This window comes from Ruegeria sp. HKCCE3926 (assembly GCF_017872515.1).
Classification (GTDB): Bacteria; Pseudomonadota; Alphaproteobacteria; order Rhodobacterales; family Rhodobacteraceae; genus Ruegeria.
Map to the genome: position 1 here is coordinate 1266904 of NZ_JAEDOU010000001.1, position 18923 is coordinate 1285826.

17 protein-coding genes are annotated in these 18923 nt (G+C 58.7%); 16 read left to right on the forward strand and 1 reads right to left on the reverse strand.

Going from position 1 to position 18923, the window contains the following annotated elements; translation table 11 throughout:
* Window positions 1–17 precede the first annotated feature (17 nt).
* The 11 genes from I9184_RS06405 to I9184_RS06455 all read left to right on the forward strand — a co-directional run bounded on the left by I9184_RS06405 (window position 18) and on the right by I9184_RS06455 (window position 13912).
* The gene (locus tag I9184_RS06405; RefSeq protein ID WP_209833330.1) at window positions 18–1868 is read left to right on the forward strand and encodes an ABC-F family ATP-binding cassette domain-containing protein; all 1851 of its coding nucleotides are present in this window, start codon (window positions 18–20) and stop codon (window positions 1866–1868) included.
* Window positions 1865–2257, forward strand: a complete 393-nt coding sequence (locus I9184_RS06410) for an ACT domain-containing protein (protein ID WP_171723418.1) — start codon at window positions 1865–1867, stop codon at window positions 2255–2257. Before I9184_RS06405 ends, I9184_RS06410 begins: the two co-directional genes overlap by 4 nt.
* Window positions 2254–2874: a MarC family protein gene (locus I9184_RS06415; RefSeq protein ID WP_171632979.1), complete on the forward strand. Its 621-nt coding sequence runs from the start codon at window positions 2254–2256 to the stop codon at window positions 2872–2874. Before I9184_RS06410 ends, I9184_RS06415 begins: the two co-directional genes overlap by 4 nt.
* Before the next feature lie 41 nt (window positions 2875–2915).
* Window positions 2916–3497 carry a TIGR02281 family clan AA aspartic protease gene (locus I9184_RS06420; RefSeq protein ID WP_209833332.1) on the forward strand — a complete coding sequence of 194 codons (582 nt, stop codon included), beginning with the start codon at window positions 2916–2918 and terminating at the stop codon, window positions 3495–3497.
* 48 nt (window positions 3498–3545) lie between these two features.
* Window positions 3546–4166 carry a hypothetical protein gene (locus I9184_RS06425; protein ID WP_152457744.1) on the forward strand — a complete coding sequence of 207 codons (621 nt, stop codon included), beginning with the start codon at window positions 3546–3548 and terminating at the stop codon, window positions 4164–4166.
* A 62-nt stretch (window positions 4167–4228) separates the two neighbouring features.
* Window positions 4229–5443 (forward strand): MFS transporter, encoded by a 1215-nt coding sequence (locus I9184_RS06430; protein WP_171632984.1) that lies wholly within the window; start codon window positions 4229–4231, stop codon window positions 5441–5443.
* Complete coding sequence (locus I9184_RS06435; protein WP_209833334.1) at window positions 5440–6036, forward strand: YceI family protein; 597 nt, start codon at window positions 5440–5442, stop codon at window positions 6034–6036. The genes I9184_RS06430 and I9184_RS06435 overlap by 4 nt, the downstream gene beginning before the upstream one ends.
* A gap of 80 nt (window positions 6037–6116) precedes the next feature.
* Complete coding sequence (locus tag I9184_RS06440) at window positions 6117–7337, forward strand: MFS transporter (protein ID WP_171632989.1); 1221 nt, start codon at window positions 6117–6119, stop codon at window positions 7335–7337.
* Between the two features lie 285 nt (window positions 7338–7622).
* Window positions 7623–9368, forward strand: a complete 1746-nt coding sequence (metG, locus tag I9184_RS06445) for a methionine--tRNA ligase (protein ID WP_209833336.1) — start codon at window positions 7623–7625, stop codon at window positions 9366–9368.
* Between the two features lie 245 nt (window positions 9369–9613).
* Complete coding sequence (locus tag I9184_RS06450) at window positions 9614–10771, forward strand: efflux RND transporter periplasmic adaptor subunit (RefSeq protein ID WP_209833337.1); 1158 nt, start codon at window positions 9614–9616, stop codon at window positions 10769–10771.
* A gap of 3 nt (window positions 10772–10774) precedes the next feature.
* Window positions 10775–13912: a multidrug efflux RND transporter permease subunit gene (locus I9184_RS06455; protein ID WP_171632997.1), complete on the forward strand. Its 3138-nt coding sequence runs from the start codon at window positions 10775–10777 to the stop codon at window positions 13910–13912.
* Window positions 13913–13983: 71 nt separating this feature from the next.
* On the opposite strand, the gene glpD is transcribed toward I9184_RS06455, so the two are convergent.
* Window positions 13984–15567, reverse strand: coding sequence for a glycerol-3-phosphate dehydrogenase (gene glpD, locus I9184_RS06460; RefSeq protein ID WP_209833725.1), 1584 nt, complete (start codon window positions 15565–15567; stop codon window positions 13984–13986).
* A gap of 180 nt (window positions 15568–15747) precedes the next feature.
* Here glpD and I9184_RS06465 point away from each other — a divergent pair, with 180 nt between their 5' ends.
* From I9184_RS06465 to I9184_RS06485, 5 genes are all read left to right on the forward strand, one after another.
* On the forward strand, window positions 15748–16509 hold the full coding sequence (locus tag I9184_RS06465; protein WP_171633000.1) for a DeoR/GlpR family DNA-binding transcription regulator: 762 nt from the start codon (window positions 15748–15750) through the stop codon (window positions 16507–16509).
* A gap of 109 nt (window positions 16510–16618) precedes the next feature.
* Window positions 16619–16774 (forward strand): DUF5993 family protein, encoded by a 156-nt coding sequence (locus tag I9184_RS06470; protein WP_171633003.1) that lies wholly within the window; start codon window positions 16619–16621, stop codon window positions 16772–16774.
* Between the two features lie 10 nt (window positions 16775–16784).
* Complete coding sequence (locus I9184_RS06475) at window positions 16785–17354, forward strand: disulfide bond formation protein B (RefSeq protein WP_171204606.1); 570 nt, start codon at window positions 16785–16787, stop codon at window positions 17352–17354.
* A gap of 35 nt (window positions 17355–17389) precedes the next feature.
* Entirely contained in the window at window positions 17390–17752 is a 363-nt protein-coding gene (locus tag I9184_RS06480; protein ID WP_152457735.1) for a DUF3302 domain-containing protein, read from the forward strand.
* A gap of 21 nt (window positions 17753–17773) precedes the next feature.
* Window positions 17774–18919, forward strand: a complete 1146-nt coding sequence (locus I9184_RS06485; protein ID WP_171633005.1) for an HlyD family secretion protein — start codon at window positions 17774–17776, stop codon at window positions 18917–18919.
* The last annotated feature ends 4 nt before the right edge of the window (window positions 18920–18923 follow it).

The window sequence follows — 18923 nt, forward strand, 5'->3', positions numbered from 1 at the left end:
TCTGCTAAGAGCGCCCCATGTTACGGATCGAAGACATCACCTATGCCGTTGAAGGTCGCCCGTTGTTTGACGGCGCAACCGCGACAATTCCCGATGGTCACAAGGTTGGCCTTGTCGGTCGGAACGGAACCGGAAAGACCACGCTGTTCCGCCTGATCCGGGGCGAGTTGGCTTTGGAATCGGGAAATATCTCGGTCCCGAAACGCGCTCGGATCGGTGGCGTGGCGCAAGAGGTGCCCTCCTCTGACGTCTCGCTGATCAATACAGTTCTGGCCGCCGATACCGAACGCAGTGCGTTGATGGCCGAGGCCGAAAGCGCCGAAGACCCGATACGCATCGCCGAGATTCAGACACGTCTGGCCGATATCGACGCCTGGTCCGCCGAGGCCCGCGCAGCTTCGATCCTCAAGGGGTTGGGCTTTGACGACGAAGACCAGCAGCGCCCCTGTTCGGATTTCTCGGGCGGGTGGCGGATGCGCGTAGCGCTGGCGGCGGTGCTGTTTTCTCAGCCCGATCTGCTGCTGCTGGACGAACCGACCAACTATCTGGACCTCGAAGGCGCGCTGTGGCTGGAAAGCTACCTGGCCAAATATCCGCACACTGTGATCATCATCAGCCACGACCGCGGCCTTCTGAACCGCGCCGTGGGGTCGATCCTGCATCTGGAAGACCGCAAGCTGACCTATTACGCGGTGCCCTACGACAAGTTCGCGGAACGCCGTGCGGAACGGCTGGCACAGGCGGAATCGGAAAACGCCAAGGCCAAGGCCCGCATCGCACATCTGCAAAGCTTTGTGGATCGGTTCCGTTATAAGGCGTCGAAGGCCGTTCAGGCCCAGTCGCGCCTGAAGATGATCGAACGCATCCAACTGGTCTCGACCCCGCAAGAGGCCGCCCTGCGCGCCTTCAGCTTTCCGGAACCCGAGGAACTGTCGCCGCCGATCATCCAGATCGAAGGCGGCGTCATCGGCTATGGCGAAACCGAAGTGCTGCGCCGCCTGAACCTGCGTATCGATCAGGATGACCGTATCGCGCTGTTGGGCAAGAACGGACAGGGCAAGTCGACCTTGTCCAAGCTGCTGTCGGACCGGCTGCCCCTCATGGGGGGCAAGATGACCCGCAGCAACAAGCTGCGCATCGGGTATTTCGCACAGCATCAGGTGGATGAGCTTTACGTGGACGAAACGCCGTTGGACCACCTGCGCCGTCTGCGCCCCGACGAAGCGCCGGGCAAGTGGCGCTCGCGTCTGGCCGGGTTCGGGTTAAATGCGGATCAGGCGGAAACCGAGGTCGGGCGCCTGTCGGGCGGACAGAAAGCGCGGCTTTCACTGCTGCTCGCCACGATCGACGCGCCCCATATGCTGATCCTTGATGAGCCGACCAACCACCTTGACATCGAAAGCCGCGAGGCGCTGGTCGAGGCGCTGACGGCCTATTCCGGCGCGGTGGTTCTGGTCAGTCACGACATGCACCTGCTGAGCCTTGTCGCGGATCGTCTCTGGCTGGTTTCGGACGGTACCGTCAAACCTTTCGACGGCGACCTTGAAGCCTATCGGTCCCTGCTGCTGGCGCGCGACAGACCTGTCAGGGAAAAGCCCCGCGCGGTCAAATCGAAACGCCCCCCACGCGAGACGATACTGGCCTTGCGTGCGGATCTGCGCAAATGCGAGGACCGAATCAAAAAGCTGACGGAAATGCACGACAGGCTTTCGACCAAACTGGCCGATCCGGCGCTGTACGAGGACGAAAGGATCAACGATCTGGAAACCTGGAACCGCAAGTTCACCGAAGTCACCGAGGCCATGCAAAAAGCCGAGGCATTGTGGGTCGCGGCCGCCGAACGGCTTGAACAGGCAGAAACCGCATGAGCACGCCCATCACGGACACCGACGCCATGATCGCAGGTATGCAGCCCGACTTGCAGCCCGGTGAATTTGCCTTTGTCGTCTGGCCTGACAACAAACCCTGGCCAGACGGAACACGTGCAAGCTGCGTCGAGGCGGAGGGGTTGTCCCTGATCGTCCCGATTGACAGCGCGCCACAAGACACGGTCGCCATGCACTGCATCACATTGCAGGTTCATTCCTCTCTGGAGGGCGTGGGCCTTACCGCTGCCGTATCTGGTGCTTTGGCGCGGCAGGGAATACCTGCAAACATGGTCGCGGGATATCACCACGACCACATCTATGTCCCCGCAGCGCAGTCGCAAGACGCCTTGCGGGTCCTACAAGACCTGCAACGGAGCAGCAAACAGTGATAGACAGCGCATTCCTGATTACTGCGTTCACGACGCTATTCGTGGTGCTCGACCCGCCTGCGCAAACACCGATCTTTGTGGCGCTGACCCAGGGCATGGATTGGAACACGCGCCGCTCGATCGCAATCCGCGCGTGTCTGACGGCGGGCGTCATTCTGGCCATGTTTGCCGCCTTTGGCGAAGCCCTGCTGGGGTTTGTCGGTATCTCGATGGAGGCATTCCGGGTCGCAGGTGGCGTCCTGCTGTTCCTGACAGCGCTCGACATGCTGTTTGAACGCCGAACAAAACGGCGTGAAACCAGCGCCGAGGAAGAAGAGCACCCGGATCCATCGGTCTTTCCGCTAGGCATCCCGCTGATTGCAGGCCCCGGATCGATTGCAACGATGATCCTGCTTGCGGGTCAGCAGCCCGGTATACAGGGGTTGGCCATCGTCATCGGTGTGATGCTGGTCGTGCTGGCGATGGTGTTCGTGATGTATCTGACATCCGGCGCTGTGGCCCGTATTCTGGGCAAGACCGGGCTGAACGTGCTGACCCGCCTGCTGGGCATGTTGCTGGCAGCTTTGTCGGTTCAGTTCATCTTGGATGGCCTCAAGGCCTTTGGATTTGCGTCCTGAATTCCCATGTATCACTCAGATAGTCTTGTTGGGATAACGGTATGGATGGCGACAGCATTGCACGTTTGGCGTATCTGAGCTTGCTCGGCGCAGCGGTGGTGGCCTGGTTCATCTCTCAGAACCGGCAATCGCTGAACAAGACCCTGCAACAGATGATGGCCTGGGTGTTCATCTTTATTGGCGTGATAGCCGTCATCGGCTTGTGGGAAGACATACGGTCTTCGGTTGGCCCTGCCCCGCAGATGACCGTCACCGGCAACGCGATCGAGGTGCCTCGTGCCTATGATGGTCACTATTACCTTCCGGTTTTGGTGAATGGTGAGCCGATCAACTTTCTTGTCGACACCGGCGCCAGCCAGATCGTTCTCAGTGCCCGGGACGCAAAACGTGTAGGCATCGATCCCGATCAACTGAACTATTTCGGCCGCGCCCTGACCGCCAACGGCGAGGTGCGCACGGCGCCGGTGCGGCTTGACACCCTGACCGCAGGGCCCATTACCGACCAGAACGTATCGGCCTGGGTCAATGAGGGCGAGCTGGACAAGTCGCTTCTGGGGATGGAATATCTGCATCGTTTCTCGAGCGTCCAATTTGCAAATGGTAAGTTGATCTTGTCTCGTTGACGGCCCGGGCAGCTTGAGAACAAAAATAGAACATGCTAGTGTTCCGGCATGTCCACTCAGCTTCTTGGCCACAAAACTGCGCGTCAGGCACCGGGGGTAAAGCTCCATCCGCAGATCACCCTGGAACTGGGCCGCGTGCACGAGGCATGCGGCCCCGCCCGGCGCAGCTTTGCCATGTGGCTGGCCAGTCAGACGCAGGGGCCGGTCTTGTGGATTTCCCCCGCCTGGGAACCCGGCCAGCTGAACCCCGATGGGATGATGGCCTTTGCCGATCCGGCCCGGTTCATATTTGTTCATCCCACCCGTGCCGAAGATCTGCTGTGGTGCCTGGAGGAGGCGCTGCGCAGCGGGGCCATTCCGCTGATAATCGGCGACCTGCCCGGCGCACCGGGGCTCACGCCGATACGCCGGATGCATCTGGCTGCCGAACAGGGGGGTGCGATGGGGCGGGCTCCGCTTGGTTTGCTGCTGACACCCGGAGATGGCGGCGCGCAAGGGGTTGAAACGCGCTGGCACATGGCGGCCACCCATCGGGATGAGGCTCGGATCTGGGCTCTGACACGCCGCCGCGCCCGTGCCCTGCCCCCGGTCACATGGCAGGCCACCATGACCGCCGCTCGTGCCGGGTTGCATCTGGAACGGATCGAAACCGAAGACACACCGGCATAAAGCCACACGGATCACGCAAGAAGTGACTGGTCAAAACCCGGGCCGCGCCCTAGCGTCACGACATGAGCCATCCGATCCATGACAGCCGCTATTCCTGGCTTCGCCTTCTGATCACGCTCGCCATTGCAACAGTGGCGAATGTCGGCATGTGGGCCGTGATCGTGGTCATGCCCGCAGTTGAAACCGAATTCGGGGCCGGTCGTGCCGAAGCCTCGATGCCGTACACTCTGGCAATGATCGGTTTTGCCCTGGGCAACATGTGGCTGGGGCAGGTAGTGGACCGGCTGGGCGTCACCAGCGCCCTGATCGGAGCAGCCGTCTTAAGTGCGCTGAGCTACGTGCTGGCAACGCTGGCACCAAGCATAATGTTGCTATCCGCGGCACATCTCCTGCTGGGGCTGGGCACATCGATCGGGTTTGGCCCGCTGATCGCAGATATCTCACATTGGTTCATGAAACGGCGCGGCATTGCCGTCGCGTTGGTCGCCAGTGGGAATTACCTGTCCGGCGCCATCTGGCCCACCATGCTGTCCGGAATTCTGGCGCGGGATGGATGGCAACAGGTCTATCTGACGCTCGCCGTGCTGACGCTTGTCGTCGTCATTCCCCTGTCGCTGCTGCTACGCCGCAGGGTTCCGGTCGAGGCACACAGCACCGCCGCAGCATCCGCCAAAATCAATGCACGAAGTGTCGGTGTATCACCGCGCGCGCTGCAATATATTCTGGGCCTGGCCGGGATCGGTTGTTGTGTCGCCATGTCGATGCCACAGGTTCATATCGTCTCCTATTGCGTCGGGCTGGGATATGGGCCCGCGGTCGGGGCCGAGATGCTGTCACTGATGTTATTGGGTGGTGTTGTCAGCCGGATCATCTCGGGTTTGTTGGCAGATCGGCTTGGCGGGGTCCTGACGCTTTTGATCGGTTCGCTCCTGCAATGTATCGCCTTGTTCCTGTTCCTGCCCTACGATGGAATGGTGTCGCTTTATGCCATCAGTCTGCTCTTTGGTCTGGCACAGGGCGGCATCGTGCCCAGCTATGCGTTGATTGTCCGCGAATACATGCCGCCGCAAGAAGCTGGTGCGCGCGTCGGGTTCGTCATGATGATGACTATTCTTGGCATGGCACTCGGTGGCTGGATGTCAGGATGGATCTACGACCTCACCGGAAGCTACCAACTGGCGTTCGTGAATGGCATCCTTTGGAACGGTCTGAACATTGCAATCGTTCTGATGCTGCTCAGAAGATCCCGCCCTACACGGGAAGGCGTCATGGCATGACCCTTCTGACCCGTCGCAGCCTGCTTGCCGGGCTGGCAACCCTGCCCCTGACCCGGGCAGCACAAGCCGCATTGCGGCCATACATCCTGTCGGATGAAGGCACCCGGGTCGGGTTCACCTTTGATCTTGCGGGGGTGACACAGTCAGGGACGATGCCGATCCGGACCGCCGATGTTCAGATTGACACAGGTCGGCAACAGAACAGCCAGGTCACGGTGACACTGGACGTCAGCAAAGCCAGAACACGGCTGCCCTTTGCCCGTATGCCCATGCTCAGCCCCAGCGTTTTGGACGCGAAACAGCACCCAACGATCCGGTTTGTGTCAACAGACATACAACTGGGCGCGGAAGGGCGAATATCAGATGGCGCTCGGATCACGGGTGATCTGACGGTCCGCGGCGTGACCCGCCCGATCACATTGGAGGCCAATCTGTACCGGCAGGCGGGAAGTGCGGCAAACGATCTCAGCCGTCTGACCTTTGGTCTGAAGGGCGCCTTGAACCGGCACGACTTCGGAGCTTCGAGCTATCCTGACCTGGTTGATGACACTGTCGGCCTGGACATCCGCGCCGAGATCATACGCGCGACCTGATCGCCGAACGGCAAAAAACGACTCGCTAAAGTCGAATTGATGCGCGCATTGTGCGGCGACCCTGCCAATCTGAGACCACCATGCGCACGATCATTTCATTTGCCGCCCTGTTTCTTTCGGTCATTCTGCTTCAGCTTTCGACAGGAGGCGTCGGGCCACTCGATGCCATTTCCGGCATCACGCTGGATTTCACGACCGAGCAGATCGGTCTTTTGGGGTCTTCGCACTTTCTGGGGTTTTTCATCGGCTGCTGGTGGGCGCCACGTCTGATGGGCAATGTCGGTCATTCACGCGCATTTGCAGTTTGCACCGCGTTGGGCGCGATGGGTCTCATCGGACATACGCTGACCGAAAACCCATATATCTGGGCCGCCCTTCGTGTGGCCTCGGGCACCTGCGTCGCAGGCGCTTACACGGTGATCGAGGCATGGCTGAACGCAAAGGTCACCAATGAAACCCGAGGGCGTGCAATGGGAACGTACCGGATCGCGGATATGGGCGCGTCCCTGTGCGCCCAGTTGATTATCGCCGTTCTGCCCCCGGCCTCTTACGTCTCGTACAACCTGCTGGCGATCCTGTGCTGTGCGTCACTTCTGCCGCTGACGCTGACCAAAGCAAGCCAACCCAAAACACCCGACGCGCCCCGTCTGAAACCCAAGCTGGCTTGGCGCAGCTCACCCTTGGCCGTGGCTGGCGTGATCGTGGCCGCGCTCAGCTCGGCCTCGTTCCGAATGGTGGGTCCGGTTTACGGGCAAGAGGTCGGACTGGGCGTCGATCAGATCGCATTCTTCCTGGCCTCTTTCGTACTGGGTGGAGCGCTTGCTCAATACCCTGTCGGCTGGCTGGCTGATAAATATGACCGGCGCTGGGTGCTGATCTGGCTGTCAGCTGCCGCGGTTTTCAGCTGCGGCGTCACCATGGCGGCCAGCGGCACCGGAACGATCGGAGTCATGTCGGCGGCCGTGTTCTTTGGTCTGACAACCTTCCCGATCTTCTCGGTCTCTTCCGCCCACGCAAACGACTTTGCCACGTCCGAGGAACGGGTGGAACTCTCGGCTGCCCTGATGTTCTGGTTTGCCTTGGGGGCAATTGCATCGCCCTACATAACCTCGACCCTGATCCAGCAATTTGGCCCCGGTGCCCTTTTTGCCTTTGTGGCGTTCGGGCATGTCTTCCTGATCGTGTTTGGTCTAGCGCGGATGCGGTCTCGCCCCACCCCCGAGGAGCGCACGAATTATGTTTACGCCCCGCGCACCTCATTCACGATTGGTCGCCTTCTGAAACGATCACGGGAAGACTGAACAACCCAACGCCCCCGTTTTTGGATGTCTTTTGTGATCGCCCCGTCCTTTTCGGTCGGTTCGGTATGGAACAAGGAGAAGGCGCTGCCACTCGGAGTCGCAGCGTTGAGATCCCTCTGTTCACTTCAGTGGCATTTTACGTCTCCGGAACGCGATCCAGACCGTCGCGGCAGCACGATTTTCGATCCCTTCGGGATCTAAATCGACAAGCAAGTCAATGCCGGGCTTTTGCTGGGCGATCACATCATGTAGACGGGCGCGCAGACAGTTACGCGGAAACGGATCATGGCTCGGATTCTCATCACCTCGGCGATCCCCTACATCAACGGGATCAAACACCTCGGCAATCTGATCGGCTCGCAATTACCGGCTGATTTGTACGCACGTTACCAGCGTGGCCGGGGGAACGAGGTCATGTTCCTGTGCGCCACGGATGAACACGGTACACCCGCCGAGCTGGCCGCCGCCAAGGCTGGCAAGCCGGTGGCGGAATATTGCGCCGAGATGTATGCGATTCAGGCCGATATCGCCAACCGGTTTGGTCTCAGCTTCGATCACTTCGGCCGCTCGTCCAGCGACCAGAACAAGCGCCTGACCCAGCATTTTGCGGGCAAGCTGGATGACGCGGGCCTGATCCGCGAAGTCAGCGAGAAACAGGTGTATTCCAACGCCGATGGCCGCTTTCTGCCTGACCGGTATATCGAAGGCACCTGCCCTAATTGCGGCTATGATCGCGCACGCGGCGACCAGTGCGAAAACTGCACCAAACAATTGGATCCGACCGACCTGATCGAGCCGCGCTCGGCCATTTCCGGATCCACCGATCTGGAAGTGCGCGAGACCAAGCACCTGTATCTGCGTCAATCCGCGATGAAGGACAAGCTGGATGCGTGGATCGACAGCAAGACGGACTGGCCGATCCTAACCACTTCGATTGCCAAGAAGTGGCTGCATGACGGTGACGGCTTGCAGGACCGTGGCATTACCCGCGATCTGGACTGGGGTGTACCGGTCAAGAAAGGCGATCAGGATTGGCCGGGGATGGAAGGCAAGGTCTTTTACGTCTGGTTCGACGCCCCCATCGAATACATCGCCTGCGCCAAGGAATGGGCCGATGCCAACGGCAGGACCGATGCGGATTGGGAACGCTGGTGGCGCACCGACAAGGGCGCGGACGACGTGCGCTATGTCCAGTTCATGGGCAAGGACAACGTGCCGTTCCATACATTGTCCTTCCCGGCCACCATACTGGGCACCAACGCGCATAATGAAGAGGCCGGATCACCCGAAAGCTGGAAGCTGGTGGATTACATCAAGTCGTTCAACTACCTGAATTATGACGGCGGCCAGTTTTCGACCAGCCAGGGCCGTGGCGTGTTCATGGATCAGGCGCTGGACATTCTGCCTGCCGATTACTGGCGCTGGTGGCTGCTGAGCCATGCACCCGAAAGCAGCGACAGCGAATTCACCTGGGAGAATTTCCAGCAATCGGTGAACAAGGACCTTGCAGACGTTCTGGGCAACTTTGTCAGCCGCATCACCAAATTCTGCCGCTCGAAATTTGGTGAGACCGTGCCCGAAGGTGGACAGTTCGGCCCCCGCGAACAGGCCTTGATCGAAGAGCTCACCAAACGTGTCCGCGCCTATGAAGGCCATATGGAGGCGATGGAGGTTCGCAAATCCGCGCAGGAGCTGCGGGCAATCTGGGTCGCAGGAAATGAATATCTACAGGCCGCAGCTCCGTGGTCCACATTCAAGGAAGACCCCGAGCAGGCCGCCGCGCAGGTACGTCTTGGCCTGAACCTGATCCGGCTTTACGCCGTTCTCAGCGCACCGTTCATCCCCGAAACCTCGGCCCGTATGCTGAGCGCGATGAACACTTTGGATACCAACTGGCCCGATGATGTTGCCACCGCGTTGAACGCCTTGCCGTCCGGCCACGACTTTGCCGTGCCAGACGTTCTGTTCGCCAAGATAACGGATGAACAGCGCGAAGAATGGCAGGACAGGTTCGCGGGAACCCGCGACTGATCGGTCCGGCACAATAGACCCGGGGGGCCCATTTCGGGCCCCTTTTGTTTGGGCCCCGCGGCCGCGTCAGGGCCTAAGCCAGCATAAGTGCTTGAACTTTTGATCTCCGCCCTGACCAGCGCGGGACTCATCACGCTTGAGATATCGGCACAAAAAAGTCATCCTGAGACAAGGTTCTTCCGACTCGCGTCGCCGTGGCGACTGGGTCGGTATCTTTTGTTTCTGCATCGATCGAGGCTTTCGCCATGTCCCCAGCATTCCTTTCACCCAACAAGACCAGCAGGCATTTGGCCGCCGCATTCATGCTGATGTCCTTGGGTTTGGCGCATCCGGCGACCGCGCAGGAAGAAGGGGCACCGCCAAAGGTTTCCATAGCGGCGGCCTATACCGAGGAAATCACCGACGAAGCCACGTTCATCGGACGCGCCGAGGCAATCAACAAGGTCGATATAGTGGCGCGGGTGAACGGATTTCTCAACAGCCGCGAGGTCGAGGATGGGGCGACCGTCAAAGAAGGCGATCTGCTGTTCACCATCGAACCCGACCTGTACGAGGCGACGCTTGAGGCCCGAAAGGCCGATCTGAACCGGGCCGAAGCAAATCTTGAACTGGCAAAGGTCGATCTGGCGCGTAAAGAAGAACTTTACAAACGCGACGCGACACCAGAGTCAGAACGCGACATTGCCCGCGCCAACGAACTGGTCGCCGAGGCAGAGGTGAAGGCGGCCAATGCTGCAATCCAGCAGGCCGAGCTTGACCTGAGCTACACGCAGATGCATGCGCCATTCGACGGCCGTATCGGCAGGATCACGACCAGCGTCGGAGATGTGGTAGGCCCAAACAACCCTCCTCTGGTCAATATCGTCAGCGAGACGCCCATATATGTGAATTTCTCGTTGAACGAAAAGCTCTTCACCTCAGTCTTGCAGACTTATGGTGAAAACTCGGCATCGCTGGCGGAAAGCCCGCAAAGCCCGAATGTACACGTCATCCTGCCCAACGGCACCAAGATGGATGAAGTCGGCAGAATTGTATTCGTTGACAACCGTATCGACCCATTGACCGGCGCAATTACCATTCGCGCCCAGTTCGACAACGCGGACCGGCTGATTCTGGATGGCGCCTTTGTGAATGTGCAGATCGAAGCGCTGGAACCGACCTTGCAGGTGTTGGTGCCTCAAGCCGCCTTGCAGCGCGATCAGCGGGGTGAGTTTGTCCTGGTGGTCAACGACAAGCAGATGGTTGAACAGCGTTACATCACCACCGGTGACACGGTCGGAACCGCGATTATCGTGCTGGACGGGCTGCGCGAAGGCGAAAGCGTCATTGTCGAGGGCCTGCAACGGGTTCGCCCCGGCGTCGCTGTTGACGCAGTCGTCGCCTCTGAACAACCGGGAGAGTAACAGATGTTCTCAGCCCTGTTCATCAGCCGGCCCAAGCTGGCGCTCGTCATTTCGCTGGTGCTGACCATCATGGGCGGTATCGGATACCTTGTGCTGCCGGTCGCGCAGTTTCCCGATATCACCCCGCCCGTGGTCAACGTCTCGACCACCTATACCGGCGCAAACGCCGAGACCGTTGAAAATACCGTTGCCGCGCCGATCGAGGCACAGGTCAACGGTGTGGACGACATGATCTACATGACGTCCAGATCATCGGACAACGGGTCCTATTCGCTGGATGTGACCTTTGAGGTCGGCACCGATCCTGACATCGCATCGGTCAACGTTCAAAACCGTGTGGCGCAGGCCATGTCGTCGCTGCCAGCCGAAGTGACTTCGTCCGGCGTGGTGACACAGAAATCTTCGACCAACATGCTGATGCTGGTCACTCTGACTTCACCAAATGGGACCTATGACAGTGTGTTCCTGTCGAACTATGCCTCGATCAATCTGCGCGATGCGCTGGCCCGCGTGCAGGGCGTCGGCAAGGCCGATGTTCTGACCAACCTTGAATACGCCATGCGGATCTGGATGGACCCGGACAAGATGGCGGCGCTGTCCATCACACCGGGGGATGTCATCAATGCGATCCGGGAACAGAATATCGAAGTATCCGCCGGTTCGATCGGTGCGCCACCCGTTCCCGAAGGGCAGACGTTTCAATACACGATTAAATCCAAAGGCCGTCTGACCTCCGCAGAGGAATTCGGTGACATTGTCATCCGGACAGGTGACGCCGGTGCCATCGTCCGCGTCAAAGACATCGCCCGGGTAGAGCTTGGCGCGGAATATTATGCGGCTTCCGGCTATTTTCAGGCGGTTCCAGCCACGGTTATCGGCATCTATCAGGCCCCCGGTGCAAACGCTTTGGCGGTTTCGGAACGCGTGCAGGCGGAATTGGAGCGGCTGTCCCGCGCCTTTCCGACAGATGTCGAATATGATGTCCCCTTCAACACGACCGACTTTGTCGAGGCGTCTTTGAACGATGTGGTCTCGACCCTGATCCTGACCTTCATTCTGGTTATTTCGGTTGTGTTCGTGTTCCTTGGAAGTTGGCGCGCAACGATCATTCCGGCGGTGGCAATCCCGGTATCCCTGATCGGTACTTTTGCCTTCCTGCTGGCGTTCGGGATGTCGCTGAACACCATCTCGCTGTTCGCCTTGGTGCTGGCCATCGGTATCGTGGTGGATGACGCCATCGTCGTCGTCGAAAACGTGGAGCGCATCATTGCCGATGAAGGGTTGCCCCCTGCTGAAGCCACCCGTAAAGCCATGGGCCAGATCACGGGGCCGGTCATCGCGACCACACTGGTTCTTTTGGCGGTGTTCGTGCCGGTCACGTTCATGCCCGGCATCTCGGGGCGGCTGTACTCCCAATTTGCCATAACGATCTCGACCGCTGTCGTAATCTCTTCCATCAACGCTCTGACCCTTTCGCCCGCCCTGTGCGGCTTGGTTCTTCGTCCCCGGTCCGGCCCTCCCAAAGGGGTGCTTGCGATGTTCGAAAACTTCATCGGCACCGTGCGCAACGGCTATGTGGCCATTGTACGAAAGCTGTTGGTTTTTCCGGCCATTGCGCTGGCCATCGTGGTTGGGCTTGGCATGGGAACCGGAACAATCATGTCCAACACCTCGGCCGGGTTTATTCCGCTTGAAGACAACGGGTATCTGTTCGTTGATGTTCAGTTGCCTGATGCCGCAACGTTGGAACGGACCGAGGCGGTCACTGCTCGTCTGGACGAACAGATAAGTGAAATCCCGGGCGTTGCGAGCACGGTTCTTGTCAACGGCTTTTCGATGCTGAACGGCACGATCACCAACGGCGCTGCGATTTTCGTCAATCTCGAAAACTGGAGCGAACGGCAGGAAGAGGATCTGAGCGCGGACGCCATTCTGGCCAAAGTGCTGGCGATCGCGAACGGTGAATCAGCAGCTTCGGTCCTTGCTTTCAACCCACCGCCCATCCAGGGCCTTGGTATGTCCGCCGGTGTCGAGATGGAAGTTCAGCAAACCGGTGGTGGCACTCCGCAGGATCTGGCCTCGGCCGTGGGTTCGTTCGTGTATTCGGCCAATCAGAGGCCCGAGATTGGGCAGGCCTATACGACCTTCCGCGCCAACGTCCCACAGCTGTTCGTTGATCTGGACCGCGAAAAAGCCAAAACGCTGAATGTCTCGGTCGCCGAGATATTTCAGACCATGCAGGCGCAGCTGGGATCTTACTATGTCAATGACTTCAACCTGTTCGGCCGTGTCTATCGCGTGATGATTCAGGCCGATGGGACCTATCGGGACAATGTCGAAGATATCGCGAACCTCTATGTCCGTTCTCAAAACGGAGACATGGTGCCGCTGGGGACACTGATCGACGTTGAAAACGTGCTGGGTCCGGTTCTGCTGAAGCGCCACAACCTGTTCCGGTCGGCCACGGTGACGGCGGTCCCTGCACCCGGCTTGTCCAGCGGCGATGCAATCAACGTGATGACCGAAGAATCCGCGACCGCCCTGCCCCCGGGCTATGCGTTCGAATGGACAGGGACAGCGCAGCAGCAGCTGGCCTCGGGAAGTCTGGTGATCATCATCCTCGGGCTTGCCATCCTGTTCGGTTACTTGTTCCTGGTGGGTCAGTATGAAAGTTGGACGCTACCTGTTTCAATCCTGCTTTCCGTTGTCGTTGCCTTGTTTGGGGCCGTGGCGGCGGTGGCCATCGTGGGCAGTGACATCAACCTCTATACGCAGATCGGTATGATCATGCTTGTCGGGCTGGCCTCGAAAAACGGTATTCTGATCGTCGAGTTCGCCATGGAGCAACGCGCCAAGGGGCTGTCCATCAAAGAGGCCGCAGCAGAGGCGGCATATCAGCGTTTCCGCGCTGTGATGATGACTGCGCTGTCCTTCCTACTTGGCGTTGTCCCCCTGCTGGCCGCCAACGGAGCCGGTGCCGCCAGCCAGAAGGCGATTGGTGTCGCGGTATTTGGCGGGATGCTGGCCGCAACGCTGGTTGGTGTGATCGTGGTACCCGTGCTCTATGCCCTGATGCAAGGCATGCGGGAATGGTTGAAGGGCAACAAGAGCGACCCCGACCCTACGGAAAAAGCCGCCTGAACACCGAAAGCCCCATCTGAACTGATGGGGCTTTTTTGCAATTCCGCTACTAGGATTTAGGCGTTTTCAGGCTATCCCTTATCCTCGGACCGTTCGGACATCCATTGATCGATCCGCGCAATCTGCTCGGCACTCAGCCGCAAGCCCAGCTTGTTGCGGCGCCAAACCACATCTTCGGCTGAGCGGGCATATTCCTTGTTCATCAGCCACGCGACCTCTTTCGCTGTCAGGGTTGCGCCAAACTCCTCTCCCAGATCGGATACCTGTTTTACATCATCCAAAACATCCCTTGCTTCAGTCCCGTAAGCTCTGATCAGGCGGGCAGCCCAGCTTTCGGTCAAAAAAGGATAGGCCGCCATAAGATCGCTTTTCAGGGTTTCGACAGCATCCACCGGAAAATCACCCCCCGGCAGTGCGACACCTGCGGTCCAGGGGCCGGGCAGGTTCGGAAAATACTCACCGACCTTCTCAAGCGCGCTTTCTGCAAGCCTGCGATAGGTCGTGATCTTGCCGCCGAATACATTCAAAACAGGCGCCCCGCCCTGCGCATCGACTTTCAACGTGTAATCCCGCGTTGCCGCAGTGGCACTGCTTGCTCCGTCATCATAAAGAGGCCGCACGCCGGAATAGGTCCACACGACATCGTCGCGCGTTATGCTTTTTTTGAAGTACTTTGATGCAAAGGCGCACAGGTAATCCTGCTCGGCCTCTGTGCAGACCGGTTTGGTCGACGGGTCCGGATGATCCTGATCCGTTGTCCCAATCAAGGTAAAGTCCTGCTCGTATGGTATGGCGAAAATGATGCGGCCATCTTCGCCCTGGAAAAAATAGCATTTGTCGTGATCGTAAAGCCTGGGCGTCACGATATGACTGCCCCGCACAAGCCGCACGCCCTCGCGAGAGTTCACGCGGATCTTGGATTGAATGATGTCGCCCACCCAGGGCCCACCTGCATTGATCAGCATCTTGGCCCGGACCAAACGGGTCTCACCGCTGATCCGATCCCGAACGGACACTTCCCAAAGATCGCCGACCCGCTCGGCCGAGGTCACTTCGGTTCGGACCATGATCTGCGCGCCGCGCGACTCGGCGTCACGCGCATTCAGGACCACCAATCGCGAGTCTTCGATCCAGCAGTCGGAATATTCATAAGCGGTTTCGAACTTGTCCTGCAACGGGGCCCCCTCGGGCGCTGACCGCAGGTTCAATGACGTCGTGCCCGGCAGGATTTTGCGCCCGCCCAGATTGTCATACATGAACAGGCCCAACCGGATCAGCCAGGCCGGACGCCGCCCGCGCATCCACGGCATGACCGTGCTGAGCAACCGCGAGGTCGGCGTTTCGGAATCAAACCGCATATCCTTGTGGTAGGGCAGCACAAAACGCATGGGCCAGCTGATATGCGGCATCGCGCGCAGCAGGGTTTCACGCTCGATCAGGGCCTCACGCACCAGGCGAAATTCAAAATACTCAAGATACCGCAATCCGCCGTGAAACAACTTGGTCGAGGCAGAGGACGTGGCAGAAGCGAGATCGTTCATCTCGACCAGCGTCACCGAAAGACCCCGCCCGGCGGCGTCCCGCGCTATTCCACAGCCATTGATCCCGCCGCCGATGATGAAAAGGTCTGTGATCTGGTTGTCCGTTGACTGCATATCCATTGATTCCCTGCCTGACACGGTTGCGGGCATTAGCCAGAATGACCTTCGCTTCGTCAATGTTTATGTTCGTTTTTTTTCTTTTTGCAACACTGGTATGAATTTCCAGCAAGTTGGCTTGCCAAAATCGACAAAAAGAACAAAAACGAAAATCAATCCTCTACACCGGAACTGCCCATGTCCTTGTCCTTTCGCCAATCCGACATTCTGGAAATCGCCAGCACCGATGGGCGCGTTACCGTCGAGGGGCTGGCTGAACGCTTTGGCGTCACCGTTCAGACGATCCGGCGCGACCTGACCGAGCTTGCAGATGCGGGCAAGCTGGACCGGGTTCACGGGGGCGCTGTTCTCCGCTCGGGTGTTTCAAATATCGGATACGAGGACCGCCGCGCGCTGAACGCGGACGCCAAGACCCGCATCGCTCAAACCTGCGCGGCTGATATCCCGGATGGCGCATCAATTTTCATGAACATCGGAACCTCGACCGAGGCCGTGGCAAGGCAGTTGCTGAACCACAAGAACCTGCTGGTGGTGACCAACAACATGAACGTTGCAAACATTCTTGTCGAAAACCCGGACTGCGAAATCATCATGGCCGGCGGCGTTTTGCGTCGGACAGACGGGGGGCTGATCGGCAACCTGACCGTATCAGCCATCCGGCAGTTCAAATTCGACATCGCCGTCATAGGATGTTCGGCGCTGGACGCGGATGGCGATCTTTTGGACTTCGACTTTCAGGAGGTTCAGGTCAGCCAGGCCATCATCGAGAAGGCGCGCCGAACTTTTCTGGTTGCCGATCATTCAAAGTTTCAACGCTCGGCCCCGGCGCGGATAGGATCAATTGCCGAACTTGACACGGTGTATAGCGACCTGCCCCTGCCCGGCAAGCTGCCAGAGCATTGTCGCGAGTGGCAGACTGATGTCGTCATCTGCGACTAGAGGCGGGCAAATAACAACGTCCGGGCGAGTTGCGCGGCTTGCCAGATCGAACTTGGCCTGACACTATCCTTCATACAAGAATTTGTGCACGGGAGGGGAGGACCGGGCCATGATTGCGCTTTTATTTTCGTTGTTTATCGCCACGATGGGGCTGAACTATTTCAAGTTGACCAAAGCTGGCAACGCCTTGTTTTTCGTCACATTGACCATGTGTATCTACTGGTTGAAATTCCACGCCACCACACCGCTTACAATTCAACTCTGAGGGGCTTGCCATGACACCTGAACTGTCCCGCACCCTCAACGCGATCGGTATGCTTGCCGTCTGCCTTGTACTGGCGTTGGCGTTTTTCTATCAGCTTGTCCTCTATGAACTGCCCTGCCCGCTTTGCCTGCTGCAACGTGTTGGGTTCGTTGCCGTCGGTGTGGGGCTTGGTTTGAACCTGCTCTACGGTCCACGGCCGCAACACTATGCCATCGTGCTGATTGCGGCCTTGTATGGCGGCACTGTATCGATCCGCCAAATACTTCTGCATATCGTACCCGGCACCGGGCACTATGGCTCTCCTGTTTTGGGCCTGCACTACTATACCTGGGCCGGGATCGCCTTTTTCCTTGTGTTGCTGGGCACGTCGATCATGCTGTTGTTTGATCGCCAATACGCGGACCCTTCCCGTCAGGAACCAAGGTTCGGCGGAAATGCTCTGGCCAAGATCGCGTTTTTCGTCATGCTGGCTTTGGCGGTGCTGAACGCGGGTTCGACCTTGTTGGAATGCGGGCCGGGTATCTGCGCCGACCCGCCGACAAGCTACAAGTTGATTGACGAGTTGGACGCCGGCAACTGAAGATACCGTAACCTTCCCGAAAAGGAGGAGCGAGCATGGGACTACTGGGACAGCCGCTTGGCTATTATGACTATCTGACTTTCGTGGCATTGATCCTGCTTCTGGCGGCTGTGATGGCGTTGTTTCTTTTTCTCATGGGTCTTCCGGGTCGGATCGCCATCAAGCGCAACCATCCCCATGCCGAGGCCGTAAAGATAATGGGCTGGATGGGATTTCTGGCCGTGGTGCCCTGGGTCCATGCCTTTATGTGGGCGTTCCATGATGGCGTTACGGTCGACATTCGCCGTGGCCCTGACGAGGAAAAAGACGCCATTCGTGATGAAATCAAACGTCTGGGTGGCGATGTCCGACCTGAATATCAAGGTCGTCTGGACACAGACGATCCGCAGCAAAGCTAAGGCCAGAGGAAGTCACAAAACATGTTCGTCGCCCTTGGCATCACGTTATTTTACATCATTTTCGTCTGGCTTATTTTCTTCAAGCTGGAACTGCTGAAATTCAACATCGCCTGGGGCATCGTATCCTTTTGGGTTGGCGCGCACCTGTTGCTGATTTTTCTGGTCGCATTGCGGTTCTTTCAACCCTTCTCGGCCGACAGCCACGTGGTGCGTTCGACCATACAGATCATTCCCAAACTGACACAGCCGACGATCCTGACCGAAGTTCTTGTGGAACCGAACACACCTGTCACCAAGGGCGATCCACTCTACCGCTTTGATGACACGGTGTTTTCACTGGCGGTGGACAATGCGCAGGCGCAATTGGTCGCCGCTGAACAGAATTCCAAGATTCTGGAACAGGATGTGATCGCGTCGACCGAAGCTGTTGAACGCGCAAACGCGCAGCTGGCCTATGCGCAGACTCAGCAAGCCCGGTATGAAACTCTTGTGCCCGCCGGTGGAGCGCGGCAAGACGAACTGGACCGCTGGAACGAGCAGGTGACCGAAGACCTTGCTGCCGTCAAACAGGCCGAAGCAAATCTGGAAAAGGCGCAACTGGCTGTGGAGTCCCAGATAGACGGTGTTAACACGGGTATTCTCCAGGCAAGGGCGCAGTTGGCCGAGGCTGAGTATTTTCTTGAAAACACAACGATCTACGCGCCTGAAAACGGCATGATCGTATCGCAGCAAGCCCGCCCCGGGCTGGTCGTCGGCGATGTTCGACTGGGCGCGATAGCCAGTTTCGTGACCGAGGACAGCCCCTATCTTCTTGCGACCTTTCGCCAGCAGAATCTGAAATTCGTGGAACCGGGGCAAGAGGTCGAAGTGGCGCTGGATCTTTACCCGGGCGAAATCCTGACGGGCAAGGTCGAGGCGATCTGGTGGGCCACACGCCAAGGGCAACTGATCCCTTCAGGCCGCCTGCCCGGCTTTGAACTGCCGAAACTGCCCGGTCGAATTGCCGTGCAGATCACCGTCGATATCCCGGAAGGGCACACTTTCCCGGCTGGCGGCCACGCCGCAGTGGCGATCTACACCGGCATGGGCAAAAGCTTTGAGTTCCTGAGACGCATCAACATCCGTCTCTATTCCTTCGCCAACTTCATTCGACCGCTGGATATCTGAGGAT

What these genes read in the sequence shown, in the direction of transcription:
- I9184_RS06405 (WP_209833330.1), top strand. Translation starts at nt 18, where the DNA reads ATGTTACGGATCGAAGACATCACCTATGCCGTTGAAGGTCGCCCGTTG.
- I9184_RS06410 (WP_171723418.1), top strand. Translation starts at nt 1,865, where the DNA reads ATGAGCACGCCCATCACGGACACCGACGCCATGATCGCAGGTATGCAG.
- I9184_RS06420 (WP_209833332.1), top strand. Translation starts at nt 2,916, where the DNA reads ATGGATGGCGACAGCATTGCACGTTTGGCGTATCTGAGCTTGCTCGGC.
- I9184_RS06425 (WP_152457744.1), top strand. Translation starts at nt 3,546, where the DNA reads ATGTCCACTCAGCTTCTTGGCCACAAAACTGCGCGTCAGGCACCGGGG.
- I9184_RS06430 (WP_171632984.1), top strand. Translation starts at nt 4,229, where the DNA reads ATGAGCCATCCGATCCATGACAGCCGCTATTCCTGGCTTCGCCTTCTG.
- I9184_RS06435 (WP_209833334.1), top strand. Translation starts at nt 5,440, where the DNA reads ATGACCCTTCTGACCCGTCGCAGCCTGCTTGCCGGGCTGGCAACCCTG.
- I9184_RS06440 (WP_171632989.1), top strand. Translation starts at nt 6,117, where the DNA reads ATGCGCACGATCATTTCATTTGCCGCCCTGTTTCTTTCGGTCATTCTG.
- metG (WP_209833336.1), top strand. Translation starts at nt 7,623, where the DNA reads ATGGCTCGGATTCTCATCACCTCGGCGATCCCCTACATCAACGGGATC.
- I9184_RS06450 (WP_209833337.1), top strand. Translation starts at nt 9,614, where the DNA reads ATGTCCCCAGCATTCCTTTCACCCAACAAGACCAGCAGGCATTTGGCC.
- I9184_RS06455 (WP_171632997.1), top strand. Translation starts at nt 10,775, where the DNA reads ATGTTCTCAGCCCTGTTCATCAGCCGGCCCAAGCTGGCGCTCGTCATT.
- glpD (WP_209833725.1), bottom strand. Translation starts at nt 15,567, where the DNA reads ATGCAGTCAACGGACAACCAGATCACAGACCTTTTCATCATCGGCGGC.
- I9184_RS06465 (WP_171633000.1), top strand. Translation starts at nt 15,748, where the DNA reads ATGTCCTTGTCCTTTCGCCAATCCGACATTCTGGAAATCGCCAGCACC.
- I9184_RS06470 (WP_171633003.1), top strand. Translation starts at nt 16,619, where the DNA reads ATGATTGCGCTTTTATTTTCGTTGTTTATCGCCACGATGGGGCTGAAC.
- I9184_RS06475 (WP_171204606.1), top strand. Translation starts at nt 16,785, where the DNA reads ATGACACCTGAACTGTCCCGCACCCTCAACGCGATCGGTATGCTTGCC.
- I9184_RS06480 (WP_152457735.1), top strand. Translation starts at nt 17,390, where the DNA reads ATGGGACTACTGGGACAGCCGCTTGGCTATTATGACTATCTGACTTTC.
- I9184_RS06485 (WP_171633005.1), top strand. Translation starts at nt 17,774, where the DNA reads ATGTTCGTCGCCCTTGGCATCACGTTATTTTACATCATTTTCGTCTGG.